Annotated in this window: 23 protein-coding genes; 13 read left to right on the top strand and 10 right to left on the bottom strand. The window is 66.7% G+C overall.

Annotation, left to right across the window (positions count from 1 at the left end; genetic code table 11):
• Positions 1-190: 190 nt before the first annotated feature.
• The 5 genes from ACZ2IA_RS03050 to glnE form a co-directional block, all read right to left on the bottom strand.
• Positions 191-778, bottom strand: coding sequence for a TetR/AcrR family transcriptional regulator (locus tag ACZ2IA_RS03050; RefSeq protein WP_470291094.1), 588 nt, complete (start codon positions 776-778; stop codon positions 191-193).
• The gene (gene waaF, locus ACZ2IA_RS03045) at positions 775-1824 is read right to left on the bottom strand and encodes a lipopolysaccharide heptosyltransferase II (RefSeq protein WP_470291093.1); all 1050 of its coding nucleotides are present in this window, start codon (positions 1822-1824) and stop codon (positions 775-777) included. Before waaF ends, ACZ2IA_RS03050 begins: the two co-directional genes overlap by 4 nt.
• Positions 1825-1884: 60 nt before the next feature.
• A complete protein-coding gene (locus ACZ2IA_RS03040) occupies positions 1885-2088 on the bottom strand; it encodes a zinc-finger domain-containing protein (RefSeq protein WP_470291092.1) in 204 nt (67 codons plus the stop codon).
• A gap of 51 nt (positions 2089-2139) precedes the next feature.
• Positions 2140-3066: a branched-chain amino acid transaminase gene (locus ACZ2IA_RS03035; RefSeq protein ID WP_470291091.1), complete on the bottom strand. Its 927-nt coding sequence runs from the start codon at positions 3064-3066 to the stop codon at positions 2140-2142.
• Positions 3067-3163: 97 nt separating this feature from the next.
• On the bottom strand, positions 3164-5848 hold the full coding sequence (gene glnE / locus ACZ2IA_RS03030; protein ID WP_470291090.1) for a bifunctional [glutamate--ammonia ligase]-adenylyl-L-tyrosine phosphorylase/[glutamate--ammonia-ligase] adenylyltransferase: 2685 nt from the start codon (positions 5846-5848) through the stop codon (positions 3164-3166).
• 87 nt (positions 5849-5935) lie between these two features.
• Here glnE and ACZ2IA_RS03025 point away from each other — a divergent pair, with 87 nt between their 5' ends.
• The 12 genes from ACZ2IA_RS03025 (at position 5936) to ACZ2IA_RS02970 (ending at position 19519) form a co-directional block, all read left to right on the top strand.
• A complete protein-coding gene (locus ACZ2IA_RS03025) occupies positions 5936-9799 on the top strand; it encodes a YhdP family protein (RefSeq protein WP_470291089.1) in 3864 nt (1287 codons plus the stop codon).
• Complete coding sequence (locus tag ACZ2IA_RS03020) at positions 9796-10602, top strand: carbon-nitrogen hydrolase family protein (protein WP_470291088.1); 807 nt, start codon at positions 9796-9798, stop codon at positions 10600-10602. The genes ACZ2IA_RS03025 and ACZ2IA_RS03020 overlap by 4 nt, the downstream gene beginning before the upstream one ends.
• Before the next feature lie 55 nt (positions 10603-10657).
• Positions 10658-12103 carry a metalloprotease TldD gene (gene tldD / locus ACZ2IA_RS03015; protein ID WP_470291087.1) on the top strand — a complete coding sequence of 482 codons (1446 nt, stop codon included), beginning with the start codon at positions 10658-10660 and terminating at the stop codon, positions 12101-12103.
• 261 nt (positions 12104-12364) lie between these two features.
• Positions 12365-13378: a taurine ABC transporter substrate-binding protein gene (gene tauA / locus ACZ2IA_RS03010; protein WP_470291086.1), complete on the top strand. Its 1014-nt coding sequence runs from the start codon at positions 12365-12367 to the stop codon at positions 13376-13378.
• A 12-nt stretch (positions 13379-13390) separates the two neighbouring features.
• The gene (locus tag ACZ2IA_RS03005) at positions 13391-14050 is read left to right on the top strand and encodes an ATP-binding cassette domain-containing protein (RefSeq protein WP_470291085.1); all 660 of its coding nucleotides are present in this window, start codon (positions 13391-13393) and stop codon (positions 14048-14050) included.
• Entirely contained in the window at positions 14037-14879 is an 843-nt protein-coding gene (gene tauC, locus ACZ2IA_RS03000) for a taurine ABC transporter permease TauC (protein ID WP_470291084.1), read from the top strand. Before ACZ2IA_RS03005 ends, tauC begins: the two co-directional genes overlap by 14 nt.
• A gap of 17 nt (positions 14880-14896) precedes the next feature.
• Entirely contained in the window at positions 14897-15730 is an 834-nt protein-coding gene (gene tauD, locus ACZ2IA_RS02995; RefSeq protein WP_470291083.1) for a taurine dioxygenase, read from the top strand.
• Positions 15731-15862: 132 nt separating this feature from the next.
• A complete protein-coding gene (locus ACZ2IA_RS02990) occupies positions 15863-16282 on the top strand; it encodes a M67 family metallopeptidase (protein WP_470291082.1) in 420 nt (139 codons plus the stop codon).
• Positions 16279-16578, top strand: coding sequence for a MoaD/ThiS family protein (locus ACZ2IA_RS02985; RefSeq protein ID WP_470291081.1), 300 nt, complete (start codon positions 16279-16281; stop codon positions 16576-16578). The genes ACZ2IA_RS02990 and ACZ2IA_RS02985 overlap by 4 nt, the downstream gene beginning before the upstream one ends.
• Positions 16562-17728 (top strand): molybdopterin-synthase adenylyltransferase MoeB, encoded by a 1167-nt coding sequence (gene moeB / locus ACZ2IA_RS02980; protein ID WP_470291080.1) that lies wholly within the window; start codon positions 16562-16564, stop codon positions 17726-17728. Before ACZ2IA_RS02985 ends, moeB begins: the two co-directional genes overlap by 17 nt.
• The gene (locus ACZ2IA_RS02975; RefSeq protein WP_470291079.1) at positions 17703-18674 is read left to right on the top strand and encodes a PLP-dependent cysteine synthase family protein; all 972 of its coding nucleotides are present in this window, start codon (positions 17703-17705) and stop codon (positions 18672-18674) included. The genes moeB and ACZ2IA_RS02975 overlap by 26 nt, the downstream gene beginning before the upstream one ends.
• 302 nt (positions 18675-18976) lie before the next feature.
• On the top strand, positions 18977-19519 hold the full coding sequence (locus tag ACZ2IA_RS02970; RefSeq protein ID WP_470291078.1) for a DinB family protein: 543 nt from the start codon (positions 18977-18979) through the stop codon (positions 19517-19519).
• A 239-nt stretch (positions 19520-19758) separates the two neighbouring features.
• On the opposite strand, the gene ACZ2IA_RS02965 is transcribed toward ACZ2IA_RS02970, so the two are convergent.
• The 4 genes from ACZ2IA_RS02965 to ACZ2IA_RS02950 form a co-directional block, all read right to left on the bottom strand.
• On the bottom strand, positions 19759-20700 hold the full coding sequence (locus ACZ2IA_RS02965) for an ornithine cyclodeaminase family protein (RefSeq protein WP_470291077.1): 942 nt from the start codon (positions 20698-20700) through the stop codon (positions 19759-19761).
• Positions 20697-21653 (bottom strand): threonine/serine dehydratase, encoded by a 957-nt coding sequence (locus ACZ2IA_RS02960; protein ID WP_470291076.1) that lies wholly within the window; start codon positions 21651-21653, stop codon positions 20697-20699. The genes ACZ2IA_RS02965 and ACZ2IA_RS02960 overlap by 4 nt, the downstream gene beginning before the upstream one ends.
• The gene (locus ACZ2IA_RS02955; RefSeq protein WP_470291075.1) at positions 21650-22255 is read right to left on the bottom strand and encodes a helix-turn-helix transcriptional regulator; all 606 of its coding nucleotides are present in this window, start codon (positions 22253-22255) and stop codon (positions 21650-21652) included. Before ACZ2IA_RS02955 ends, ACZ2IA_RS02960 begins: the two co-directional genes overlap by 4 nt.
• A 205-nt stretch (positions 22256-22460) precedes the next feature.
• The gene (locus ACZ2IA_RS02950; RefSeq protein ID WP_470291074.1) at positions 22461-23381 is read right to left on the bottom strand and encodes a LysR family transcriptional regulator; all 921 of its coding nucleotides are present in this window, start codon (positions 23379-23381) and stop codon (positions 22461-22463) included.
• A 116-nt stretch (positions 23382-23497) separates the two neighbouring features.
• On the opposite strand from ACZ2IA_RS02950, the gene ACZ2IA_RS02945 reads away from it, so the two are divergent.
• Positions 23498-24493: a bile acid:sodium symporter family protein gene (locus ACZ2IA_RS02945; protein ID WP_470291073.1), complete on the top strand. Its 996-nt coding sequence runs from the start codon at positions 23498-23500 to the stop codon at positions 24491-24493.
• Between the two features lie 94 nt (positions 24494-24587).
• On the opposite strand, the gene ACZ2IA_RS02940 is transcribed toward ACZ2IA_RS02945, so the two are convergent.
• Positions 24588-25403: a ChaN family lipoprotein gene (locus ACZ2IA_RS02940; RefSeq protein ID WP_470291072.1), complete on the bottom strand. Its 816-nt coding sequence runs from the start codon at positions 25401-25403 to the stop codon at positions 24588-24590.
• Positions 25404-25556: the final 153 nt, after the last annotated feature.

The following is a 25556-nucleotide window of genomic DNA, read 5'->3' as shown; positions in this document are numbered from 1 at the left end:
TGTCTCATGGTCAGACATGGTGGCGGCCGGCCGGTTCATCAAGCCGCGGGCGCCGCGGGTTGTGCGGCTGCGAGTATCGGGAAAGCCGGCTGGCTTGTCCAATTCATCCTGTTTATGCCGGGATTGCTGCTGGCTATCGCTGCTAAGGTTGGCCGAAGCTGGCCGAAGCTGGCCGGGCAGCTGGTGTTGCTCAGCGGGTCAGTGCCAGCGCCAGCAGGCGGTCGGCCAGCGCGCTGACCGACAGTTCGCCGTCGCGCTTGTACCACTGCACGGTCCAGTGCAGGCTGCCCAGCAGCGAGCGGCGCAAGAGGCCGGTGTCCGGCTTGACCAGGCCTTCGGCGGCGGCCTCCTCGAGCACCTGCTGCCAGAGTGCCTCGTAGCGGTCGCGCAGCACGATCAGACCCGGGCGGACGGCATCGGATAGGCTGTGCCACTCGTACAGCATCACTTCGAGTGCCGCCTGGTTGTCGCCGAGCAACGAGTTGAGGTGGACGTGGAACAGTGCGGCGAGGCGCGCGCGGGTGCCCTTGGCCGCCTTCAGCGCGGCCTCGAGCTGCTCGGTGGTGCTGCTGATGCCCAGCGCCATCACGGCGACCAGCATCTCTTCCTTGGTGCGGAAGTGGTAGAACAGGCTGCCGGACTGCAGGCCGACCGCGTTACCGAGGTCGCGCACCGTGGTGCGCTCGTAACCCTGGTCGCGGAACAGGCGCGCGGCGGCGCGCACCAGCTCCATGCGGCGGCTGCCATCGTCGGCGGTGTTGGTGGTGTGTCGACTCATGAATGGATTGGAATGATGGTTTTGCTGGGATCGGCGGCCAGCAGCTTCTGCGCGGAGCTCCAGACCCGTTCGGGCAGCAGCTTCTCGAGGCAGTCGGTGTGGCCGAGCGGGCAGACGCGCTCGAAACAGGGGCTGCAGTCGAGGTTCAGGCTGACGATGGCCGCGTCGTCCGACAGTGGCGGGGTGAAGTCCGGGCTCGACGAGCCGTACAGTGCGACCAGCGGCTTGCCGAGCGCGGCGGCGACGTGCATCAGCCCCGAATCGTTGCAGACGGCGATGTCGACCAGACCCATCAGGTCGATCGCCTCGTCGAGGCCGGTATTGCCAGCGAGATTCACCGCCAGGCCGCCGGACAGCTGGACGATTTCCTCGCTGATCTCGCGGTCCTTGCCCGAGCCGAACAGCCACACCGCGTAGCCGGCGGCGTCGAAGCGACGCGCCAGCTCGGCGAAGTGGCGGGCCGGCCAGCGCTTGGCCGGGCCGTATTCGGCGCCCGGACAGAACGCGGCGATCGGGCGGTCGGTGACGAGCGCAAGGCGGGCGAGCGCGGCCTCTTGGCTCGCCGGTTGCACCTGCAGCTGCGGGTGCGGAATCGGCCGGCTGAGCGCGTGCTGGCGCGATTCGGCCAAGGCGCAGAAGCGCTCGACCATCATCGGCAGTGCCTTCTCGTCGAGCTCGCGGCTGTCGTTGAGCAGGCCGTAGCGCGACTCGCCGATGAAGCCGGTACGCAAGGGCACGCCGGCGAGGAATGGCACCAGCGCGGACTTGAGCGAGTTGGGCAGCACGATCACCTGATCGAACTTCTCGCGCGCCAGCTGGCGCGCCACGCGCCACCGCTCGAGCAGGCGCAGCTGGCCGTGACCGAACGGGTTGAGGTGGGCGCGTGCCACCTCCGGCATCCGTGCCAATAGTGGCAGCGTCCAGGCCGGGGCGAATACATGCAGTTCCAGACCGGGGTGGCGTTCGTGCAGGCGTCGGTAGAGCGGTTGCGCCATCACGCTGTCGCCGACCCAGGACGGGCCGATCACCAGGATTTTCTTGATCATAGACAAGCAAAAAAGGTGCGGCACAGGCCACACCTTGCAGTTACGGGTGACAACGATCGCTCAGTGATGATGGCCGCTCACCGGGCCGACCAGCTTGTACAGCGTGCCGCAGTACGGGCAGAGCGCCTCGCCGGTCTTGGCGACCGGCAGGAACACGCGCGGGTGCGAGTTCCACTTCACCTGGTCCGGGGTCGGGCAGTGCAGCGGCAGGTCCTTTTCGGTGACCTCGATCACGCGCTGGGTGTTTTCTTTGAGTTCGGCCATGCTGGTAATTCCTGAAACCTGGGCTCCCGGCGAGCGGGAGCCCGTGAGTGATTACTGGTTGACGTAGGTGAGCCAGCGCTCGTGCTCGGCGCTCTCGCCCTTGACGATGTCAAAGTAGCGACGCTGGATCTCGGCGGTGATCGGGCCGCGTTTGCCCGCGCCGATGGCGCGGTTGTCGAGCTCGCGGATCGGGGTGACTTCGGCGGCGGTGCCGGTGAAGAACGCCTCGTCGGCGCAGTACACCTCGTCGCGGGTGATGCGCTTCTCGATCAGCTCGAGGCCCATCTCCTTGGCGATCTCGACCACGGTGTCGCGGGTGATGCCCTCGAGCGCGCTGGTCAGGTCCGGCGTGTAGAGCTTGCCGCGGCGGACCAGGAAGATGTTCTCGCCCGAGCCTTCGGCGACGAAGCCGTCGACGTCCAACAGCAGCGCCTCGTCGTAGCCGTCGCGGGTCGCTTCGGTGTTGGCGAGGATCGAGTTCATGTAGTTGCCGTTGGCCTTGGCCTTGCACATGGTGATGTTGACATGGTGGCGGGTGAACGAGCTGGTCTTCACCCGGATGCCTTTTTCCATGCCTTCCTCACCGAGGTAGGCACCCCACGGCCAGGCGGCGACGATCACGTGCACGTCGTTGGTCGGTGGCGCCACGCCGAGCTTGCCCGAGCCGTAGAACGCCATCGGGCGGAAGTAACACGACTTGAGCGCGTTTTCCTTCACCACCGCCAGGTGGGCGGCGTTGATCTCTTCCTTGCTGAACGGCAGGTTGATGCCGAGGATGTGCGCCGAGCGGAACAGCCGGTCGGTGTGATCCTGCAGACGGAAGATGGCCGGGCCCTTCGGTGTTTCGTACGCGCGTACCCCTTCGAAGACGCCCATGCCATAGTGCAGGGTATGGGTCAGCACGTGGGTGGTGGCGCTGCGCCAGTCCACCAGCTTGCCGTCGTACCAGATAAAACCGTCGCGGTCTGCCATCGACATAGTCATCTCTCCGTTGTTTTGTGTTTACCAAGTCAGCAGCCGATTATACCGCTGCGCTCCCGCTTGTGAACTGTAACGCGCTGTAGCACTTCCGCTATCAGGAAAAGCGCACCGCCTGGCCGAACACCTGCTGCCACAGCGTGCGCACCAGCTGGTAGTGCGCGACCAGCCCGTCGCTCGGCTCGGTCAGCGGCACGTCGCGCAAGCGCACCGTGTGTTGCAGGCGGCGGTAGTGACGGTACGCCTCGCGCGCGCCATTGGCGAGTGCCGGGTCGATCAGGCCGGCGTCGGCGGCGACAGCCAATAGCGCGATATTGCCGCTGTTGCGGGTCAGCTCGGGCAGGCGGTGGGCGTGTTCGAGGATCAGGTACTGGACGATGAACTCGACGTCGACTACACCGCCGCGCGCGTATTTCACGTCCTCGTCGAGCGGTGGGTGGGTTTCGAACATCTTCTCGCGCATGCCGGTCACTTCGTCGCTCAGCTTGTCCTTGTCGCGCTCCAGCGTCAGCACGGCGTGGCGGATCCGCTCGAACGCTTCGCCGATCGGCGCGTCGCCGGCGACGAAGCGGGCGCGGGTCAGCGCCTGGTGTTCCCAGATCCACGCCTCCTTGCGCTGGTAGTTTTCGAACGCGGCGACGGTGCTGACCAAGAGGCCGCTCGAGCCGTTCGGACGCAACCGCAGGTCGATCTCGTACAGCCCGCCGGCGGCGGTGGCGGTGGTCAGCCAGGTCGACAGCCGGCGGGCCAGGCGAGCGTACAGCTCCGGCGCGTCCGGATGGTCGTCGTCGTAGAGGAAGATGATGTCGAGGTCGGACGCGTAGCCGAGCTCCTTGCCGCCGAGCCGGCCGTAACCGGCGATGGCGAACTTCGGCACCTCGCGGTGGCGGCCCGGCACGTCCTGCCAGGCGTGGCGCAGCGCGGCGTCGAGCACGATGTCGGCCAGCTGCGACAGCTCGTCGGACAGCGCCTCGACCGTCCACATCCCGGCCAGGTCCTGCGACACCAGGCGGAAGGTCTGGGCGTGCTGGAAGTGGCGTAGCACGTCCATCTTCGCCTCGACGTCGCGGTCGCAGTCGACGAGCTGCTGCTCCAGCTCCGCCGTTAGCTGCGGCCAGTCCGGCGTGGCGTACAGCATGCGGGCGTCCAGGAGCTCGTCGAGCAGGATCGGGTGGCGGGTCAGGTAGCCCGACACCCAGCTGCTCGCCGAGTAGATCGACGCCAGCCGGTGCAGCGTCTGCGGGTATTCGGACAGCAGCGCCAGGTAGGCCGAGCGCCGGCTGATCGCTTCCAAGAGCGAGAGGATGCGCGACAGCGTCGCGTCCGGGTTGGCGGTGTTGGCGGCGACCTCGATCAGCGGGCCGATCAGCGTGTCGAACTTCTTGCGGTTGCCGACCGGCAGCTGCTGGTAGCGGGCGCTCTGCGCCAGGCCCTTGAGCTGACGGGCGACCGCTTGGGGGTCGGCGAAGCCGAGGCCGGCCAGTGCCTCGCTCGGTTCGTAGTCGAGGATGTCGCGCCACAGCGGGGTTAACGGATGGTCGGCGGCGCCTTCGGTCGGCAGCAGGAATACCTGTTCGAAGTGGCGGGTGACGTGGCGACGGTGGCGGTTGAGGCCGTCGAGGAAGGTCGGCCAGTCGGCAAAGCCCATGCTCTCGGCGATCTTCGCCTGGTTGGCGGCATCGGCCGGCAGCGTCTGCGTCTGCTGGTCGTCGAGGTACTGCAGGCGGTGCTCTAGGTTGCGCAGGAAAGCGTACGCCTCGGTCAGCTCCTGTACCGCTTCCGGCTCCAACAGGCGCAATTCGGCGACCAGCGCCAGCGTCTCGCGGGTGCTCTTCAGCTGCAGCCGTTTCTCGCGGCCGCCGCGGATCAGCTGGAACACCTGGGCGATGAACTCCACCTCGCGGATGCCGCCCGGGCCGAGCTTGATGTTGTCGGCCATGTCGCGGCGCGCCACCTCGCGGCGGATCTGGCTGTGCAGCTCGCGCATCGCGCCGTAGGCGCCATAATCAAGGTACTTGCGGTAGACGAAGGGGCGCGCCAATTGGGCGAGGCCGTCGGCGTCGCCGGTGACGGCGCGTGCCTTGATCCAGGCGTAGCGTTCCCACTCGCGGCCCTGGGTGATCAGGTAGTTTTCCAGCGCGGCGAAGCCCATCACCAGCGGGCCGGAGTCGCCGTAGGGGCGCAGCCGCATGTCGACGCGGAACACCAGGCCGTCGCCGGTCGGCTCGCTGATGATGCGGATGATTTCCTTGCCGAGTTTGGTGAAGTACTCGTGATTGGACAGCTTGCGGCCGCCGTTGGTCTCGCCGCTTTCCGGGTAGATGAAGATCAGGTCGATATCGGACGAGACGTTGAGCTCGAAGCCGCCGAGCTTGCCCATCGCGATCACGATCAGCTCCTGCACTTCGCCGGTTTCGTCGCCGATCGGCTCGCCGTAGTGGGCAAGCTGGTTTCGACCAACCCGGATCGCCTGTTCGATCGCGAAGTCGGCTAGCTCGCTGATGGTGCCGACCACCTCGTCGAGGTCGGCGAGGCCGCCGAGGTCGCGACTGATCAGCCGTGCCATCACCGCCTGGCGCAGCTGGCGCAACAGCGGAATCAGCGCGTCGGGGGTGTCGACCGTGGTCCAATTGGCGAAGCGCTCCATCAGGGCGCGGCGCAGCGGCTGGTCGAGCTCGGCAGCGAGCTGCTCGGCCAAGGCCGGACGGGCGGTCAGCAAGCGGTCCAGATAGAGTGAAAAGCCGCGTGCGCGGTCGATGGTGTCGGGCGGGTTTACTGGCATAATGGTCGCTCGTGCCTGCGTAGGCATTGTCCCTGATCAATTTCCCCATTGTGTAACGGTTTGGCTTCTTTGGAAAAGCTCCTCGTCATGCTGGGCAGCCTGCCGGTGCTGCGGGTGCTCAAGCTTCTGCTGCGGTTGACCGGCTGGCTGCTGGGCAGTCTGGTCGTGTTGTTGATGGTGGCCTTTGCCGTTTTCACCTTCTGGTTCCTGCCGCGTCTCGATGTGTACCGCCCCGATCTCGAATCCATGCTGTCGCAGGCGACCGGCCGCACCGTCCGGGTCGGCTCCCTGTCCGGTCACTGGTCCGGCGTCGCGCCGGTGCTGCAGCTTAAGAAACTGGCGCTGCTCGACCCGAAGGGCGGGGCGTCGCTGACGCTGGCCGGCATGTCGCTGAAACCATCGTGGTGGAGCCTGGCCGCGCTGGAGCCACGCTTTTCGCGGGTGGAACTCGACACGCCGCGCATCGAGATCGTCCGCGACCCGCAGCGCCACCTGTCGGTAAACGGTGTGCAGCTGTCCGACACGCCGTCCGACGGCCATCTGATCAACTGGCTGCTGCATCAGGGCGAGGTGCGCGTCGATCATGCCCAACTGGTGTGGCGCGACAACTGGCTGGCGTTGCCGCCGATGGAACTGTCCGGCGGCCAACTGGTGCTGAGCCATGGCCTATTTGGCCATCAGCTGACGATTAGCGGTGAAACCGCGCGCGGTCTCGGCCAGAACATGGACTTCAGCGCCGGCTGGCACGGCAGCGACATCCGCGAATGGCGGCAGTGGTCGGGCCAGATGTCGTTGGAGCTGAGCGCTGCGCAGGCCGGGCCGTGGAGCCGTTATCTCGCCGAGCTCGGCAGCCTCACCAGCGGTCAGGGCCAGGGCAAGGTCACGCTGGGTTTTGACGCCGGTAACATCACCGCGCTGTCGGCCGACGTGCGCATCCTCAACGCTACCTTCACTCCGGCCGGCGCCGGCCAGATGGTGGTGCCGGACATGAGCGGCAAGCTGACGCTGAAGCGCCAGTCGGACGGCGCCTATCAGGTCGACGGCGAGGACCTGACTCTGGTGACCACCGCCGGTATTGCGGTGCAGAAGGCCAACCTGAAGGGCCGCATCCGCGGCGGTGCGCAGGGCATCGGCGAGCTGGCGCTCGACAATGCGCATCTGGCGGCGCTGGCGCCGCTGTTGCACGCGCTGCAGGCCGATCGCAACCCGTTGGTACGAAGGCTCGACCCGCAGGGCACGCTGACCGGGCTGGCGGCGAGCTGGGAAGGGCCGTTCGATGCGCCGCACCGCTACAAGCTCTCGACGGCGTTCAAGGACCTCGGCTGGGACGAGGTCGGCCGCGTGCCCGGCGTGGTCGGCGCCAGCGGCAAGGTGACGCTAAGCGAGCAGGGGGGGCAGCTCACGCTCGACAACGGCAAGAGCGAGGTGACGCTGTCGCACTTGTTCGCCAAGCCGCTGCATTTCGAGAGGCTTTCGGCCAACCTTGACTGGACGCGTGACGCCCGTGGCGCGACGTTCAACATCCGCCAGTTACAGTTTGCCGACGCCGTGCTGGCCGGCTCGGTCAGCGGACAGTATCGCTATACCGGCGGGGGCGCCGGCCTGATCAATCTGAGCGGCGGCATCGACCGGGTAGCGGCGGCGAAGGTGGTCGACTACCTGCCGTACCAGGTCGGCGAGAAGACGCTGACCTGGCTGCGCGGCGCGCTGTTGGCCGGCCAGGCGCGCAACGCGCGTTTTGTGCTGAAGGGCGACCTCGAGCGTTTCCCGTTCCGCGGCGGGCAGGGCGGCGAATTCGGCGTCGACGCCGATCTCGACGACGTGACGCTGCACTACGAAACCGGCTGGCCGGAGGTGAAGGCCATCAACGGCAGCCTGCGCTTTCACAACGAACAGATGGTGGTCGACGGCAAAGAGGGCAGCACCGTCGGCGTGCCGGTCAACGACGTGGTCGCGACCATCGCCGACCTTGGCGCCGACACGCCGGTGCTGACGCTGACCGGCAAGGCGAAGGGGCCACTGCAGCAGATGCTCGGCTTCACCACGCAGAGCCCGGTCGACGGCTGGCTCGGCGGTTTCACCGGCCAGTTGAAGGGCGCCGGCAACGCGGGTCTGGCGCTGCAGTTGGAGATCCCGCTGCACGGCCCGGAGCCGGTCAAGGTGCGCGGCGACATACAGCTTGCCGACAACCGGCTCGGCTTCGGCCGGTTCCCGATCCCAGAGGCTGATAGGCTCTCCGGCGTGCTGACCTTTACCGAGCACGGCGTGGACAGCCGTGGGCTGACGTTCAACACGCTGGGCGGCCGCTTCCGGCTGATCGCGAACACCGACGCCGAGTCGCGGATGCGCTTCGCGCTCGACGGCGTGGCCGATACCCGGGCGGTGTTCAACCAGTACGTGCCGCCGCTTGCGCGTTTCGCCGACGGCCGCTCCGCCTACCAGGTGCGCTTCGCGGTGCACCAGGGGCTGGAAAATCTCACCGTCAACTCCAACCTGCAAGGTACCCGGCTCATCGGCCCGGCGCCGGCCGACAAGCCGGGCGACAGCCAGCTGCCGCTCAGCGTCGCGGTAAGGCCGGACAGCCGCGACGCCACCGCCTGGACTATCGGCTATGCGCTGACCGGCCGCTCCAGCGGCACGCTAAAGGTTTCGGACAAGGGCGAATTGACCTCCGGTGCGGTGGCGATCGGCACCAGTCCTGGCCCGGCGCCGGCGCGCGGCCTGGCGATCCGGGTGGCGGCGCCGACGCTCGACCTGAGCCCGTGGCTGGACCTGGCCAAATCCGGCAAACCGTCGACGGCCGTGCCCGCCAGCAACGCGGAGTCGCTGCCGCTGGCGCTGGACCTGGCCACCGACACGCTGTCGCTCGGCGAGCACCGGATCAACGCGGTGAAGGCCCGGGTGGCGTCGCTGCCGGGCGGCGACGGCTGGCACGTCGACCTGGCGTCGCGCGAGCTGAGCGGCCAGCTCGACTATCTGTCGGCCGGTGACGGCACGGTACGCGCCCGCCTGCCGCGGCTCGATCTGCCGCTGCCGGCCAGCCTGCTGCCGACGACCGCCAGCAAGCCGGCGGCGACCGCGTCGGGCATCGAATCGCTCGATACTCTGCCGGCGCTCGACGTCGAAGTGCAGCGGCTGCGCTTTCGCGGTGGCGAGCTCGGTACGCTGATGATGCAGGCGCGTTCTGACGGCAGCGACTGGCGGGTCAGTAAGTTGAGCGTGGCGAACCCGGACGGCAGGCTCGAGGGCTCGCTGCTGGCGCACGGCGCCGGCAGCGGTGGCGTGTCGAGCCGGGTCGACAGCTCGGTGACGGTCACGTCCGACAACCTCGGCCAACTGCTGGCCCGCTTCGGCGAGGCGAGCGCAGTGATGAAAGGGCGCGGCTCGCTCAACGCCAAGCTCAACTGGCCGGGCCGGGTGGCCGATTTCTCGATGGAACAGCTCAGCGGCACGATGACGGTCGATGCTCACGACGGCCGCTTTGCCAAGCTGGAACCGGGGGTGGCGCGGCTCCTGGGCGTGATCAGCCTGCAATCGCTGCCGCGCCGCATCAAACTCGATTTCACCGACGTGTTCAGTAGCGGCTTCGCCTTCGACAGCATCACCGGCACCGCGCAGGTCAACCATGGCGTGTTCCACTCCAATAACCTGATGATGAAGGGGCCGGGCGCCGACGTGGCGATCGCCGGGGAGGTTGACCTGGCGGCAGAACAGCAGAAACTGAAAGTACACGTGACGCCGCACCTATCCGAAGGCGTGGCGATCGCGGCCGGGGTGGCGCTGCTCAACCCGGTGGTCGGGGTGGCGGCGCTGGCGGCGCAGAAAGTGCTGCAGGACCCCGTCAGCAAGATTTTCTCGTTAGACTATGACATCAGCGGGTCGCTGACCGACCCGAAAGTGACCAAACTGGGCGGGGGCGTCAGCACCCCGCCGAAAGACACCAAGCCATGAACCAACGCTTTATCGCCGCCGCCGTGCAGATGGTGTCCGGCACCGACGTGACCCGCAACCTGGAAACCGCCGCGCGGCTGGTGCGCGAAGCGGCCGAGGGGGGCGCCAAGTTGGTGGTGCTGCCCGAGTACTTCGTGCTGATGGGCCGCCACGAAACCGACAAGGTGGGCTTGCGCGAAACGCCGGGCGACGGGCCGATGCAGGCGGCGCTCGCCGAGATGGCGCGCGACAACGATGTGTGGCTGGTCGGCGGCACGGTGCCGCTGGAGTGCTCGGAGCCTGGGCGGGTGTTCAACAGCACGCTGGTGTTTTCCCCAGACGGCGAGCAGCTGGCGCGCTACGACAAGATCCACCTGTTCGGCTTCTCGGGCCTCGGCGAGAGCTACTGTGAATCCAACACCATCCGTCCGGGCCAGGCACCGCTGAAGATCAGCACGCCGCTCGCCGAGATCGCCTTCGGCATCTGCTACGACCTGCGCTTCCCGGAGCTATTTAGGGCGCTGGCGCCGTTCGACCTGTTCGTGCTGCCGGCGGCGTTTACCGCCACCACCGGCGAGGCGCACTGGGAGCCGCTGCTGCGCGCGCGCGCGATCGAGAGCCAGGCCTACGTGATCGCCTCGGCGCAGGGCGGCGAACACGAGAACGGCCGCAAGACCCACGGCCACTCGATGATCATCGACCCGTGGGGCCGGATTCTGGCCGAACTGCCGAAGGGCGAGGGCGTGATCCTCGCCGAGATCGACCCGTCGCTACTCAATTCGGTTCGCACCCGTCTGCCGTCGCTGGCGCACCGGGTGCTGTAACCACCATACCGTCGTCCGGCGCGCTTGTGCGTCGCCGGGCGCTAAAGGACACACCATGCAAAACGACACGCTGGCCATCGCCCAATCGCACCTGTTGACGCCGTTCGGGCTCGACGAGGGCGCGGTCGAGGCGACGCTGGCCCGCATCGCCGAACACGGCGTCGACGACGCCGACCTGTATTTCCAGCACACCCGCAACGAGGGCTGGAGCCTGGAAGAGGGCATCGTCAAGTCGGGCAGCTTCAATATCGACCAGGGCGTCGGCGTGCGTGCCGTCAGTGGCGAGAAGACCGCGTTTGCCTACTCGGACGAGATCAACGCCGACGCGCTGACCCGCGCCGCCGACGCGGTGCGGGCGATCGGTGCGCACGGCGGCAGCGGCCGCACCGGGGTTGGCCGAACCGTGAGCGGCCGCGGTCTGTACCCCGCGATCGACCCGATCCACAGCCTCGACGCCGCCGCCAAGGTGGCGCTGCTCGAACGCGTCGAGAAGCTCGCGCGCGCAATCGACCCACGGGTGATCCAGGTGATGGCGAGCCTGGCCGCCGAGTACGACGTGGTCTATGTAGCGCGCCACGACGGTGTGCGTTCGGCCGACGTGCGTCCGTTGACCCGGTTATCGGTGCACGTGATCGCCGAGCAGAACGGCCGGCGCGAGCAGGGCTCGAGCGGCGGCGGCGGCCGGGTCGACTTCGCCTACTTCCGCGACGAGATAGTCGACGGCTACGTGCACCAGGCGGTGCAGCAGGCGCTGACCAATCTGGAATCGCGCCCGGCGCCGGCCGGCCAGATGACCGTGGTGCTCGGCCCGGGCTGGCCGGGCGTGCTGCTGCACGAGGCGATCGGACACGGCCTGGAGGGCGACTTCAACCGCAAGGGCACCTCGGCGTTCTCGGGCAAGATCGGCCAGCGCGTCGCCGCACCGGGCGTCACCGTGGTCGACGACGGCACCATCGCCGACCGGCGCGGTTCCTTGTCGGTCGACGACGAGGGCAACCTGACGCAGCGCACCGTGCTGATCGAAGACGGCATCCTGAAGGGCTATATGCAGGACGCGATGAACGCCCGGCTGATGGGCGTGGCGCCGACCGGCAACGGCCGGCGCGAGTCGTACGCGCACATCCCGATGCCGCGGATGACCAACACCTATATGCTGGCTGGCCAGCGTGACCCGCAGGAGATCATCGCCTCGGTGAAGGACGGCCTGTACGCGGTCAACTTCGCCGGCGGCCAGGTCGACATCACCAACGGCAAGTTCGTGTTCTCGGCGTCGGAGGCGTGGCGCATCGAGGACGGCAAGCTGACCTACCCGGTGAAGGGCGCGACCTTGGTCGGCAACGGCCCGGACGTGCTCAACTACGTGTCGATGATCGGCAACGACCTGGCGCTGGACTCTGGTATCGGCGTCTGCGGCAAGGAAGGCCAGAGCGTGCCGGTCGGCGTCGGCCAGCCGACGCTGCGCATCGATGGCGGGTTGACCGTCGGCGGCACCGGCGGTTGATCCGCTCGGGAGAGGAAAAGGGCCGGGACGCGTTCCCGGCTTTTTTGCGCCCGTTCGGCCGGTCGGAGCCGGCTGGTTAGACAGAAGCCGATTGCGACCACGGTACCAGATCAAGTGCAGTCCGACCGCCGCAGGGGCAGGGCTTACTGGCTTGATGTTGAAATACTGATTGGTTAATAAAAAATCGTTTTTCATTCCTTTTGGTAATTAGGTCGTATGGGTATAGTCAGTGGCAACCCTTCACTGCTCCAGGAGCCGACCATGCTGACCACCCGCCGCCATCTGATTGCCATCGCCATTGCCAGCGCCACCGGTTGGGTGGTACCGACGCTTGCCCACGCCGCCGACTCGCCGATCGTGATCGGCTACCAGACCGGGGTCGACCCGTCCAAGGTGGCGCAGGCCGACGGCCTGTACGAGAAGGCGATCGGCAAACCGCTGCAGTGGAAAAAATTCGAGAGCGGCGCCGAGGTGATCGCCGCGCTGGCGTCCGGCGGCATCCAGATTGCCGACCTCGGCTCCAGCCCGCTCGCTGCGGCCACCACCCGCCAGCTGCCGATCCAGACCTTCCTGATCGTCGCCGAGATCGGCAGCTCCGAGGCGCTGGTGGCGCGCAACGGCAGCGGCATCAAAACTCCGCAGGACCTGGTCGGCAAGAAGGTGGCCGTGCCCTTCGTGTCGACTACCCACTACAGCCTGTTGGCTGCGCTGAAGCACTGGAAGATCGACCCGGCGAAGGTCAACATCGTCAACCTGCGCCCGAGCGAGATCACCGCCGCCTGGCTGCGCGGCGACATCGACGCCGCCTATGTCTGGGATCCGGCGCTGAGCAAGGCCAAGGAGAGCGGCAAGACCCTGGTCACCTCGACCGAGGTGGGCAAGTGGGGCGCGCCGACCTTCGAAGCCTGGGTAGTGAATAAGGACTTCGCCGCCAAGCACCCGGACGTGGTCGCCAAGTTCGCCCAGGTGACGCTGCAGTCGTTCGCCGACTATCGCAAGAACCCGTCGGCCTGGAATGCCCAGTCGCCGCAAGTGGCCAAGATCGCCCGCCTGACCGGTGCCGACTCGAAGGAAATTCCGGGCCTCCTGGCCGGCAGCCGCTTCCCGGTGAGCCAGGAGCAGCTTTCGGCCAACCTGCTCGGCGGCGGCACCGCCAAGGCGCTGCAGAACACCGCGGAATTCCTGAAGGAACAGAAGAAGGTCGACAGCGTGCTGCCGAGCTACTCGAACTTCGTCGAGGCGAGCTACGTGCGCCAGGCGAACGGCAGCAAGTAAGGGGAGGCGACCATGGCCCGCTTGAGCGTCGAATCGGTCTCGGTGCGCTACCCGACCCCGCGTGGGGTGGTGCACGCGCTGGAAAACGTCTCGCTGAACATCGACAGCGGCGTGGTGTTCCAGGACGACGCGCTGATGCCGTGGCTGACCGCCGTGGAGAACGTCGCCTTCGGCCTGAAGCTGCAGAAGGTTGGCCGAAACGAACGGCGCGAGCGGGCACAGGCGCTGATGCGCCGGGTCGGCCTGGCCGGCTTCGAGGAACACCGCGTCGCCGAGCTGTCCGGTGGCATGCGCCAGCGGCTCGGCCTCGCGCGGGCGCTGGCCAACAGCCCGGACTTTCTCTTGATGGACGAGCCGCTCGGCGCGCTCGACGCGCTGACCCGAGAGCGGATTCAGAGCCTGATCCTGGATCTGTGGCGCGACACCGGTACCGGCATCTTCCTGATCACGCACAGCATCGAGGAGGCACTGTTCCTCGCCACCGAGCTGGTGATCCTGTCGCCGCGGCCGGGGCGGATCGTGCGCCGACTGCAGCCGGGCTTCGCCCGTCGCTATGCCGCCGGCGAAAGCGCCCGGGCGATCAAGTCCGACCCGGACTTCATCCGTACCCGCGAGGCGATCCTGAACGAGTATTTTGCGCACGACGAGGAGGTGAACGATGCCACCGTTTGAACTGACCGCCGCCGAAGAGGTGGCGCTGCAGGCGAGCCGGCCCGAACCGGTTGTCTACCGCAAGCCGTCCGCCTGGCGGGCACGCTTGCCGATGCTGGCGACGGTGCTGACGCTGTTTGCGCTGTGGGAGTTGGTCACCGGCCTCGGCTGGGTGCCGGCCTTGTTCCTGCCGGCACCGCAGCAGGTGTTGAAGAAGCTGATTGAGGTCGCCACCACCGGTTTCATGGATGCGACCTTGTGGCAGCACACCGAGGCGAGCCTGGTCCGGGTCGGCGCCGCCTTGCTCGCCGCCCTCGTGACCGCGGTACCACTCGGCGTGCTGATCGGCCTCAACCGCACCGCAAGCTCCGCGTTCGACCCCTTGATCGAGTTCTACCGGCCGGTGCCGCCGCTGGCCTACCTACCGCTGATCGTGATCTGGTTTGGCATCGGCGAGGTGTCCAAGGTGCTGCTGATTTATCTCGCGATCTTCGCGCCCTTGGTGCTCGCCACCGGCAGCGGCGTGCGCCGCGTCGACAAGACTCGCGTACTCGCCGCGCGCAGCCTCGGCGCCAGCCGCTGGCAGCTGGTGCGCTACGTGATCCTGCCGAGCGCCTTGCCGGACATCCTGACCGGGCTGCGCATCGCGCTCGGGGTCGGCTGGTCGACGCTGGTCGCCGCCGAGCTGATCGCGGCGCAGCGCGGCTTGGGCTTCATGGTGCAGTCGGCGTCGCAGTTCCTGGTCACCGACGTGGTGATCGCCGGCATCCTGGTGATCGCGGCGATCGCGCTGGTGTTGGAGCTGTCGATCCGCTACCTGGAACGCCGCTACGCCGGCTGGGCGCATTGAACCGAAAAGGAATACCCGTGGCACAACTGCACATCAACCCCATCAGCCCGGCGTTAGGCGCCTTGGTGCAGGGCATCGACCTGACCGGGAAACTCGACAGCGCCGCCTTCGGCCAACTGCAACAGGCGCTGCTCGACTACCAGATCCTGTTCTTCGAGAACCAGCCGCTCACGCCGCGCCAGCAGCGCGACTTTGCCGCCCGCTTCGGCGACCTGCACGTGCACCCGGTCTATCCGAGCGTGGCCGAGCAGCCGGAAATCATGGTGCTCGACACCCACGCCGACAACCTGCCGGACAACGACAACTGGCACACCGACGTCACCTTCATCGACACCCCGCCGCTCGGTGCAGTGTTGTCGGCGCGCGAGCTGCCGCCGGTCGGCGGCGATACGCTGTGGAGCAGCAGCGCGGCCGCCTATGACACGCTGTCGTCGGCGTTCAAGGCCTTGCTTGACGGCCTGACCGCCGAACACGAATTCACCCGCTCCTTCCCCGAGTGGCGCTTCAAGGGCACCGACCAGTACCAGCGATGGAAGAAGGCGCGCGACGACCACCCGACCGTGGTGCATCCGGTGATCCGCACCCACCCGGTCAGCGGCCGCAAGGGGCTGTTCGTCAACGAGGGCTTCACCTCGCGGATCCGCGAGCTGTCGCAGAAGGAGAGCGACGCGCTCTTGGCCTTCCTGTTCGCGCACGCGGCGCGGCCGGAGTTCACCGTCCGCTGGCGCTGGAAGCAGTACGACCTGGCGTTCTGGGACAACCGCATCACCCAGCACTACGCGGTGGCCGACTACCTGCCGGCGCGGCGGATCATGCACCGCGCGACTATCCTCGGCGACAAGCCGTTCTAATCTAAGGCCTCCAACGGGCTTGCAGGCATTCTGCGGGCCTCGTTCTGTTGCCTACCCTCCGAAACCCCGGTCACTTCCTATACTGGCTAATGGAGTAGCGTTCGCCGCTCGACTCGCTGCCGGAGGCGCACCATGGCCGCGGTTCTGCACATCCCGACACCCATTCTTCAGGCGCTACGCGAAGCCGCGCACCATGGTTATCCGAACGAGACCTGCGGGCTGCTGATCGGGCGCCGCGAGCCTCAGAGCGGCCAGGTCGTTTCGATGCACCAGGCGCGCAACCTCAACCGGGAGCGGGCCCGCGACCGCTATGAACTGGACCCCACCGACTACCTAACGGCCGAACTGGCAGCGCGGGACGCGGGGCAGGAGATCGTCGGCGTCTGGCACACCCACCCGGATCATCCGGCCCGGCCGAGCGAAACCGATCGCGCGGCCGCCTGGGAAGGCTGGTCGTACCTGATCCTGTCGGTGAACAGTGACGGCGTGCAGGCAGTCACGTCCTGGCGGCTGAGCGGAGAGGTGTTCGAGGAAGAGGAGATTGCATCATGAGCGGGCTGGTGGTGATTCGGATACCCACGCCGTTACGCAGCTATACCAACGGCGCCGACGAGATCGCGCTGGAAGCCGATACGGTGGGGCAGGCGTTGACCACGCTGGCGCTGCTGCACGAGGGCCTCGGCGAGCGCATCCTCGACGAGGACGGCAGGCCGCGCCAGTTTGTGAATATCTTTGTCGGCAAGGACGATGTGCGCACTCAGCAAGGCCTGGGCACCCCGCTCAAGGAGGGGGACGTGATTGCGATCGTGCCGGCTGTAGCGGGAGGCCGCGATGAAGGCGAAGGATAGAGAGCTCGCCGGGCTGAAGTCCCGGATCGCCGAGATCAGCCCGAGCCAGGCGTGGCAGCTGCAGCAGCAGGGCGCCGCGCTGGTCGACGTGCGCGAGGCCGAAGAGATATCTCAGGGCAGCCCGCCCGGCGCGCATCGCCTGGGGCGCGGCTTCCTGGAGCTGCGTGTCGAAGATGCGATCCCGGACTTCGATCAGCCGGTGGTGCTGATGTGCAACGGCGGCACGCGCTCGCTGTTTGCCGCCGACAGCCTGGCGCGGCTCGGCTACCGCGCACTCTATTCGATGGCGGGCGGCTTTTCACGCTGGAAGGCGGAGGGGCTGCCGTTCGAACAACCGTCGCAGCTGGACAGGCTGGCGCGCGAACGCTACGCGCGCCATCTCGCCATCCCGGAAGTGGGCGAGGAAGGGCAGGCGCGGCTGCTGGCGTCCAAGGTGCTGCTGATCGGCGCCGGCGGCCTAGGCTGCCCGGCCGCGTTCTACCTCGGTGCGGCCGGGGTCGGCACGCTCGGTTTCGTCGACGACGACGTGGTCGACCGCAGCAATCTGCAACGTCAGATCCTGCACAGCGAGGCCAAGCTCGGCATGGCCAAGGTGCGCTCGGCCCGCCAGGCGATCGAGGCGCTGAACCCGACGATCAAGGTCAACACCTACGAGACCCGGCTCTCCAGCGCGAACGTCGAGGAGATCTTCAGCGGCTACGACGTGGTGGTCGACGGTTCGGACAATTTCCCGACCCGCTACCTGGTCAACGACGCGTGCGTGAAGCTCAACATCCCGAATGTGCACGGCTCGGTGTACCGCTTCGAGGGGCAGGCCAGCGTGTTCTGGCCCGGCTACGGCAAGCGGCGCGGGCCTTGCTACCGCTGCGTCTATCCGGAACCGCCGCCGGCCGAGTTCGCGCCGTCGTGCATGGAGGCCGGCGTGCTCGGCGTTCTACCGGGCGTGATCGGCCTGCTCGAGGCGGTCGAGACGCTCAAGCTGCTGTTGGGCGTGGGCGACCCGCTGGTCGGGCGGCTGCTGTGCTACGACGCGCTGAAGGCCGAATTCCGCGAGCTGGAACTGCAGCCCAATCCCGATTGCGCCTACTGCGCCGAGGGGCACGAGTTCCCCGGCTACATCGACTATGAGCAGTTCTGCCACGCCGCCTGATGCGGCGGCGGAACTGCCCGCCGCCGCCGAGGCGCTGCTCGCCGCCGTCGGCCAAACCCCACTGCTGGAAATCCCCTTCGTCGCCGAGGTGGCGCCGGACACGCGGCTGTTCGCCAAGCTGGAAAGCGTCAACCCCGGCGGCTCGATCAAGGACAGGCCGGTGGCGCGGATGCTGGTCGAGGCGTGGCGCGCCGGCACCTTCGCCGGCGGCCGTCGCCTGCTCGATTCGTCGTCGGGCAACGCCGGCATCTCGTACGCGATGCTGGGTGCGGCGCTCGGCATCGGCGTCACCATCGTGGTGCCGGGCAACGCCAGCCGCGAGCGGCTCGATCGGATGCGCGCGCACGGGGCGGAGCTCATGATCACCGACCCGATCGAGGGCTACGACTTCGCGCTGCGCGAGGCGCATAGCTTGGCCGAACAGGAGCCGCAGCGCTATTGGCATTGCGACCAGTACGCCAACAACGACAACTGGCTGGCGCATTTCGCCGGCACGGCCGAGGAGATCCTCGCGCAGCTGCACGAGAGGGGCCTGCCGCCGCCGGACGCGCTGGTCGCCGGCATCGGCACCGGCGGCACGCTGACAGGCACCGGTCGGCGGCTGCGGCTGGCCAATCCGAACACGCATATCGCGGTGGTGATTCCCGAAACCTTTCCCGGCATCGAGGGACTGAAACCGTTTGGCGCACCCGACGACATCGTGCCGGCGCTGCTCGATGTTTCGCTGATCGGCGAGCGGATCGGCGTCAGCTCGGAGGAGGCCGCCGCGATGTGCGTGCGCTTGGCGAAACTGGGCGTGTTCGTCGGCCCGTCTTCCGGCGCCTTCGTCCATGCGGCGCTGCGGGTGGCGGCGACGCGGCGCTATCGGTGCATCGTCACGTTTCTCAACGATACCGGCGAGCGTTATGTGTCGACGGGGATGTGGGCGGGGGCTGATTCGTCGTAGAGGTGCTGCTTCAGTTCATGAATCTAATTTGGGTGAGACATGGGGGTTTGTCGGTCTCGCCTGACCGGCGAGGCCCTTTCTTTTACTTCGCCAAAAGAAAGGGCCCAAAGAAAAGGCGCTGTTGCAGAAGCCTCTGGACCGGCGGGGTTCCGCGAACTCCGGTAGGCTTGCCGCATGAGTAAGCCATCTCCTGCCAAGTACCGGTAGCCAGCTTGACAGGCGCCGCGAGCACTCGACCACTCGTCCGAGCAGAAGCCGTATCGCGGCTCGCTTACCTGAAGCCTTACACTTACGGAAAGATCATGTCGCTCAAAAACAATTTCGAGTTAATGGCCAAATACAATCAATGGATGAATGAAAAGCTCTACGATGCGGCGTCCCGACTGGATGTCTCCACCCTGTATGAGGACAAGGGCGCGTTCTTTGGCTCGGTGTTTGGCACGCTCAATCATCTTCTTGTGGCCGATACCATTTGGCTGAAGAGATTTGCCGATCACCCATCGAAATTCCCTTCATTGGATTGTATTCGCCCGATGCCGCACCCCTATACGCTTAAGGAAGGTATCCGTGCTGAATTCGAGGAGCTGAGAACCGTCAGGAGGGCCATGGACAAGGTCATTGTCGAACTCTCCGTGGAAGCAACGGAAGACGCCTACGAGCAACCGCTGGCCTATAAGAACAGGGCGGGCCAGGAGTTCGTCAAGAAGTTCGGGTACCTGGTGCAGCATTTCTTCAATCACCAGACACACCACCGGGGCCAGGTCACAACGCTTCTCAGCCAGGCTGGTATCGACGTGGGCATCACGGATCTGGTTTCGCTGGTGCCCGACTGCCAGGAAGCGTGACAAGAAGTTCGAACTCGTTCGCTGCGTGCACTGAGGCCACCGACATGATGGCTATCGCACAGCGCCAAGCGGACGCCATCGTCCCTGCCCGGAAGGTCGGGCGTTGTTGCTAACCTCTGCCGAGCATGGGTATGAAGTGCGTAGTATGGGTGAAGCAATAGCGTAACCCATCATCCAGAGTCGCTATCGTCGATGGGTTACGGTGTACACGCCTCCACCCATCCTAACGGGGCAGGTGATTAGCCCGCCGCGAGCACGCCCTTGGCAATCTGCACATCCTGGATCGCGAGGCCGGTCAGGTCGGCGATCGTGATCTGCTCCTCGCGCTGTCGCCCCGGCTTGTCACCGGCGAAGAGCTGCCCCAACTCGACCAACTGCCCGGCGTCGATCAGCCCAGCCTGGAACGCGTGCGACACCTCGCCGTAGGCGCTGCACTGCGCGACCGAATCGACCGCGATCAGGTCGGCGCGAGCGACCAGCTCGGTGGCCAGCTCCTGCTTGCCGGCCGTATCGGCACCGACCGCGGTGATGTGCGTGCCGGGCTGGATCCAGTTGGCCTGCAGGATGGGCCGGGTCGACGGCGTGCAGGTGACGATCAGCCGGCAGGCGCTCGCCAGCGTTTCGGCATCCTGCGTGGTATGGACCCGGTAGCCCTGCGGCTCGAACTCGGCGGCGAACGCGGCCAGTTCCTTCGTCGAGCGTCCCCACACATGCACGGTGCGGCACGGGGTGACCGCCTGCAGCGCCTTGAGCTGTAGCCTGGCCTGCATGCCGGTGCCGACGATGCCGATCGCGTCGATCCGTTGCGACGCCAGCGCTTCGGCCGCCAGCCGGCCGGCCAGCGCGGTGCGCAACGCGGTCAGCCAGCCCTCGTCGAGCAGCAGCGCCAGCGGCACGCCGGTGTCGGCCGAGAACGCCATCACCAGGCCCTGGTTGCTGGCGAGTCCTCGCTTGGGGTTGTCATAGAAGCCGGAGGACACCTTCACCGCGAACAGCTCGTCTCCGTCGAGGTAGCCCGACTTCACGCAGCAGTCACCGTTGGCGTGCGAAAAGCCGAAGTGCTGCACCGGCGGCAGCTGCACCTTGCCCGCCGAGTAGGCGATGAAGCCGGCACGGATCAGCTCGGCCGCCCGGTCGGCGTCGTAGCGCGCCAGGATCTCATCCTTGTTCAGCGTCTTCATTTCACCGCCTCGATGAATTTCTTCAATACGATGTTTTTACCGCACAGCACCACGGCGACCTTCTTGCCCTGGTAGTGCGGCGCCAGTTGCAGCAGGCTGGCCAGCGCCACGCCGGCCGCGCCTTCGACCAGCCACTTGTCGGTCTGCGCGATCAGCTTCATCGCCGCCTTGATCTCGTCCTCGCTGACCAGCACCTGCTGGTCGATCACCTGCTGGCAGATCGGGAAGGTGATCGCGCCCGGCTCGACGCCGCCGGCGGTGCCGTCGGAGATGGTGTCGGTCTCGTCGACCTCGATGATCCTGCCGGTCTTAAGGCAGGTGTACAGGCTGGTGGCGTTGGCGGGCCAGCAGCCGACGATCTGCGTCTGCGGGGCCAGCTCCTCGAGTGCGGTGCCGATGCCCGAGATCAGCCCGCCGCCACCGACCGCGACGAATACCGCGTCGAGATCGGGGCACTGTTCGGCCAACTCCATGCCCACCGTGCCCTGGCCAGCGATGACGTCGAGGTCGTTGTACGGCGAGATGAACGGTTTGCCTTGTTGTTTGGCCACTTCACCGGCGGCCAGCTCGGCGGCGAGCGCGTCGCCGTCGACCAGCACCACTTCACCGCCGAGCGCGCGGATTGCGTCGAGCTTGGTTGGCGAGGCGGTGGCCGGCGCGTACACCGTCACCGGCACGCCGGCGATCTTGCCGGCCAGCGCCACCGCCTGGCCGTGGTTGCCGGTCGAGGCGGCGATCACGCCGCTTGCCTTGGCGGCGTCGCCGAGGATGCGCAGCTTGTTGCTGGCACCGCGGAACTTGAACGAGCCGGTGTGTTGCAGGTGCTCGCACTTCAGGTACACCTCGCAGCCGGTCAGTCTCGACAGCGCCGGGCTGTAGTCGAGCGCGGTGGTGCGCACCTGCGGTCGGATGCTGTGGTGTGCTTTGACGATATCGGCGAACAGACTGCTCATGGCTTCTCCTTCAGTTCTTTCAGGTGCTTATAAACGGTGGCGCGGCCCATGCCGAGCACGTTGGCGACGTAGTTGGCGGCGTTCTTGCCGCGAAACGCGCCCTCGAGATGCAGCGCCTCGACCAGCTCGCGCTTCTGGTCGCGGCCGAGGATGGACAGGCTCAGCTGGCGCTCCTGCAGCCAGCCGTGGATGAAGGTGTTGATGCGCTCCTGCCAGTCGTCCTGGAACAGCACGTCGGGCTGCGCGATCAGCTTGCTGCCGGACAGGAACAGCTCGAGTGCGGCGCGGGCGCCCTCGAACACCGAGATGTCGAGGTTGATGCACAGCATCCCCTCGATCGCGCCGCGCTCGTCGCGCAGCACCACGCTGATCGAGCGCAGTCGTCGGCCGTCCCAATTGAGCTTCTCGTAGGGGCCGATCACGGTGGCGTCGGGCGTGGCCTCGAGCTCTTCCAGCCCCGACTCGTCGCCGAGCTCGCGCTTGGAGAAGTTGTTGGCGACATAGGCGACCGACTGCGTCGCCATGTCGTGCAGCACGACTTCGGCGTAGGGGTAGAACAGCGTGGCGATCGCGTCGGCGATCGGCTGGTGGCGTTCGAGCATCGGAGACTCTGTGTTTAATTTGGATCAACGAGTCCATAGTAGACTCGTTGATCTATTTTGTAAACAAAATGTCCAATATGGATAGCTTGTCTATTTTGAGGCACGGGCTAATGGGAGCAATCGCCGACGAGATAGAGGGAGGGGAAAGCGGTCCGGATAACAAGCTTGGCCGACGCGCCGGCTGAGTGCGTCGGCCAAGCAGGATTTAGGAACCGCTCGGCCACGCGCGCGCGGCGGAAAACTCGGCCGCTACCTCGCGGATCAGCGTCCACATAGTTTCGGCCAACGGCGACAGCGAGCGGTTCTTGCGCCGCACCAGCATCAGCGTGCGCTCAATCGTGGGGGTGAGGGCCTGCACCACCAGGCCGCTCACCTCCGGCACCGGCAGCGCCAGGATGGGCAGCACGCTGATGCCGATGCCGGCCTCGACCATGCGGAACACCGTGGTCGAGTGGCCGAGTTCCTGCGCCACGTTGGCCGAAACGTGCTGTTCGGCGAGAGCCCGGTCGATCAGGGGCCGGCTGCCCGACGCATAGTCGAGCAGCACCAGCGGCTCGCCGGCCAGTTCCGGCCAGGTCACCGACTCGCGCGCGGCAAAACGGTGGTCGGCGCGGCACACCAGGCAGAACGGCTCCTGCAGGATGGCCTCGCAGTAGAGGTCGTCGGCGCCGAGCGGGTCGATGATCACGCCGAAGTCGACCTCGCCGCTGCGCACGCTGGCGAGCACCAGCTGCTGCACCTGGTCGCGCAGCATCAAGGTCAGTTTCGGGTAGCGCTCGGCGGCGCGGGCGATGCAGGCGGGCATCAGGTTGGCCGAAATGGTCGGGCTGGCGGCGACCCGCACCCGGCCCTGACGCAGCTCGCCGAGCTGGCGGGTTTCGGCGAGACACCCTTCCAGCTCGTCGAGCAGCCGCTCGAGCGAGCCGGCCAGTGTCTGGCCGGCGTCGGTCAGTGTGACCTCGCGGGTGGTGCGGTCGAAGAGCTTCAGGCCCAGCTCGTTCTCCAGCTCGCGCAGCGAATGGCTGACCGCCGGTTGCGACAGGCCGATCGCGTCGCCTGCACGGCTGAAGCTGCGGTGCCGGGCGACGGCGAGGAAGGTGCGTAATTGGCGCAGCGAGATATTCATGCAGATAATCAATGAATCTATTCAATAAATCCATTTGGATTCTATATTGGCTAGCCGCGAAAATAAGCACCGTTATTAGGGCCTGCGCCCGTCGAATCATCATCAGGAGCAATCCCGTGGCAAGACCCCGTTTCCTCCCCGACAACTTCACGCTGGCGCTGGTCACTACCGTGCTGTTGGCGACCTTCCTGCCGTGCGAGGGCGAGACCGCCGTCGTGTTCGGCAAGGTGACCTACGCGGCGATCGCACTGCTGTTCTTCCTGCACGGCGCCAAGCTGTCGCGCGAGGCGGTGATCGCCGGCGCGACGCACTGGCGGCTGCACCTGCTGGTGTTCGCCTGCACCTTCGTGCTGTTCCCGGTGATGGGTTTCGCGCTCAAACCTATCCTGTCGCCGCTGGTGACGCCGGACCTGTACCTCGGCGTGCTGTTCCTGTGCACCTTGCCGGCGACGGTGCAGTCGTCGATCGCGTTCACCTCGATGGCGCGCGGCAACGTGCCGGCGGCGGTGTGCAGCGCGTCGGCGTCGAGCCTGATCGGCATCTTCCTGACCCCGCTGTTGGTCAGCGTGCTGGTGGTGTCGCGCGGCGGCGGCACCACCTCGTGGCACTCGATCGTCGACATCATGGTGCAGCTGTTGTTGCCGTTCCTGGCTGGGCAGGTGGCGCGGCGCTGGATCGGCGGCTGGGTCGAGCGCAACAAGGCGATGCTGCGCTTCGTCGACCAGGGCTCGATCCTGCTGGTGGTGTACACCGCGTTCAGCGAGGCGGTGATCCAGGGCCTGTGGCGCAACACCCCGGTCAGTGCGCTCGCCGGCCTGCTGGTGGTCAACGGCGTGCTGCTGGCGCTGGCGCTGCTGGCCACCCGCACCGCGGCACGCAAGCTCGGCTTCAACCGGGAGGACGAGATCACCATCGTGTTCTGCGGCTCGAAGAAGAGCCTGGCGAGCGGCGTGCCGATGGCGAACGTGCTGTTCGCCGGTCACGCGGTCGGCGCGATCGTGCTGCCGCTGATGCTGTTCCACCAGGTGCAGCTGATGGCGTGCGCGATGCTGGCGCAGCGCTATCGGCGCCGCCCAGAGGAACCGGTGGCAGCCGGCCAGACCGCCGGCTGATTCCCCGGCTGTCCCGAAATGACAAGCCCCCAAGGTCTCTCGACCCGGGGGCTTTTCGTTGGCTGAACGGTTCGGCCAACCTTTCAGCGCACACTTACTTCAGCGCCGCGCACGGGTCGGGGCGCTCGGCCGCCGGGATCGTCACCACATGGTCGAACACCTTGGGCGCCGGGGAAGCCTCGATAAAGCCGACGCTCAACGCTCGCGCGCCGTCCTTGCCGAGCCAACGAGGCACGCCGAGGTCGCGCCGCACGTGGCCGTTGCCGGCGATCAGCAGCACGTCGCGCGCCTTGTGGTCGAACATCACCTTGGCCATGAACACGTCGCGCGCGATCTGGGCGTTCACCATGCCCGGCAGCATTTCCTTGGGTAGCTTGCCGCAGTGGCCGGCGTCGACTTCGCGGGTCTGGCCGGCGGCGAGATCCGCCGGCAGCGGCTTATCGAGCTGGAAGAACTTCACGGTCTTCGCATCGAACACCGCGCCGAAGCCCTGGCGGATCACCTTGGAAGCGTCGTCGCGCGATACGTTGGCGGCGATGATAGGCAGCTTGTAGCGCTGCGCCATCTCGATCAGCGGCTTGTAGTAGTCCCAGTTCCAGCCGCCCTTGGCCGGCGCGGCGGCCTCGATCACGCAGTCGGTGTTGGTGCAGCGCTTGAGCGCCTCGTCGAGCTTGGCCTGGTTGTCGCGGTCGAACTGCTCCATCGCGATCGCCGGGCGCCAGCCGTTGAACACGGCTTCCTTGACCAGGGCGAAGCGCTGCTTATGGCCTTCGGCGTTGTCGTGCACTTCGCCGAGCAGCACGAGCGGCTGGCGGCTGAACTGCTGCTCGAGCGGAATCGGCGGCACCGGCTTGCTGGCGCAGGCGGACAGGGTCAGGACGGCGAGTAGGCTGGAAAGAGGACGGATCATCGTTGGCTTTTCTTGGTTGGTCTTGGTGTCGCTAACAAAACCCAGCGTAGCGATCTTGCTCGTCGCGCTGCCGCAGACAGTAAAAGTAGTACGGCAAGGCAGTGCAACAACGCCAGGAGAGTTTTGTTAGCGGCCCTTATTCGGGGCGCTTCG

The sequence above is a fragment of the Crenobacter sp. CS_VA4 genome, from assembly GCF_055597485.1.
Note: the sequence above shows the minus strand (reverse complement) of the source record. Positions and strands in the feature narration are given on the sequence as shown.

Coding starts and splice junctions, on each gene's coding strand:
- ACZ2IA_RS02985 (WP_470291081.1), top strand. CDS start 16,279: ATGAGCGGGCTGGTGGTGATTCGGATACCCACGCCGTTACGCAGCTAT.
- ACZ2IA_RS02965 (WP_470291077.1), bottom strand. CDS start 20,700: ATGAAGACGCTGAACAAGGATGAGATCCTGGCGCGCTACGACGCCGAC.
- ACZ2IA_RS03005 (WP_470291085.1), top strand. CDS start 13,391: ATGGCCCGCTTGAGCGTCGAATCGGTCTCGGTGCGCTACCCGACCCCG.
- waaF (WP_470291093.1), bottom strand. CDS start 1,824: ATGATCAAGAAAATCCTGGTGATCGGCCCGTCCTGGGTCGGCGACAGC.
- ACZ2IA_RS02950 (WP_470291074.1), bottom strand. CDS start 23,381: ATGAATATCTCGCTGCGCCAATTACGCACCTTCCTCGCCGTCGCCCGG.
- ACZ2IA_RS03025 (WP_470291089.1), top strand. CDS start 5,936: ATGCTGGGCAGCCTGCCGGTGCTGCGGGTGCTCAAGCTTCTGCTGCGG.
- ACZ2IA_RS02955 (WP_470291075.1), bottom strand. CDS start 22,255: ATGCTCGAACGCCACCAGCCGATCGCCGACGCGATCGCCACGCTGTTC.
- ACZ2IA_RS03020 (WP_470291088.1), top strand. CDS start 9,796: ATGAACCAACGCTTTATCGCCGCCGCCGTGCAGATGGTGTCCGGCACC.
- ACZ2IA_RS02940 (WP_470291072.1), bottom strand. CDS start 25,403: ATGATCCGTCCTCTTTCCAGCCTACTCGCCGTCCTGACCCTGTCCGCC.
- ACZ2IA_RS03040 (WP_470291092.1), bottom strand. CDS start 2,088: ATGGCCGAACTCAAAGAAAACACCCAGCGCGTGATCGAGGTCACCGAA.
- ACZ2IA_RS03050 (WP_470291094.1), bottom strand. CDS start 778: ATGAGTCGACACACCACCAACACCGCCGACGATGGCAGCCGCCGCATG.
- ACZ2IA_RS02990 (WP_470291082.1), top strand. CDS start 15,863: ATGGCCGCGGTTCTGCACATCCCGACACCCATTCTTCAGGCGCTACGC.
- tauA (WP_470291086.1), top strand. CDS start 12,365: ATGCTGACCACCCGCCGCCATCTGATTGCCATCGCCATTGCCAGCGCC.
- ACZ2IA_RS03035 (WP_470291091.1), bottom strand. CDS start 3,066: ATGTCGATGGCAGACCGCGACGGTTTTATCTGGTACGACGGCAAGCTG.
- tauC (WP_470291084.1), top strand. CDS start 14,037: ATGCCACCGTTTGAACTGACCGCCGCCGAAGAGGTGGCGCTGCAGGCG.
- moeB (WP_470291080.1), top strand. CDS start 16,562: ATGAAGGCGAAGGATAGAGAGCTCGCCGGGCTGAAGTCCCGGATCGCC.
- ACZ2IA_RS02960 (WP_470291076.1), bottom strand. CDS start 21,653: ATGAGCAGTCTGTTCGCCGATATCGTCAAAGCACACCACAGCATCCGA.
- glnE (WP_470291090.1), bottom strand. CDS start 5,848: ATGCCAGTAAACCCGCCCGACACCATCGACCGCGCACGCGGCTTTTCA.
- ACZ2IA_RS02975 (WP_470291079.1), top strand. CDS start 17,703: ATGAGCAGTTCTGCCACGCCGCCTGATGCGGCGGCGGAACTGCCCGCC.
- tldD (WP_470291087.1), top strand. CDS start 10,658: ATGCAAAACGACACGCTGGCCATCGCCCAATCGCACCTGTTGACGCCG.
- ACZ2IA_RS02970 (WP_470291078.1), top strand. CDS start 18,977: ATGTCGCTCAAAAACAATTTCGAGTTAATGGCCAAATACAATCAATGG.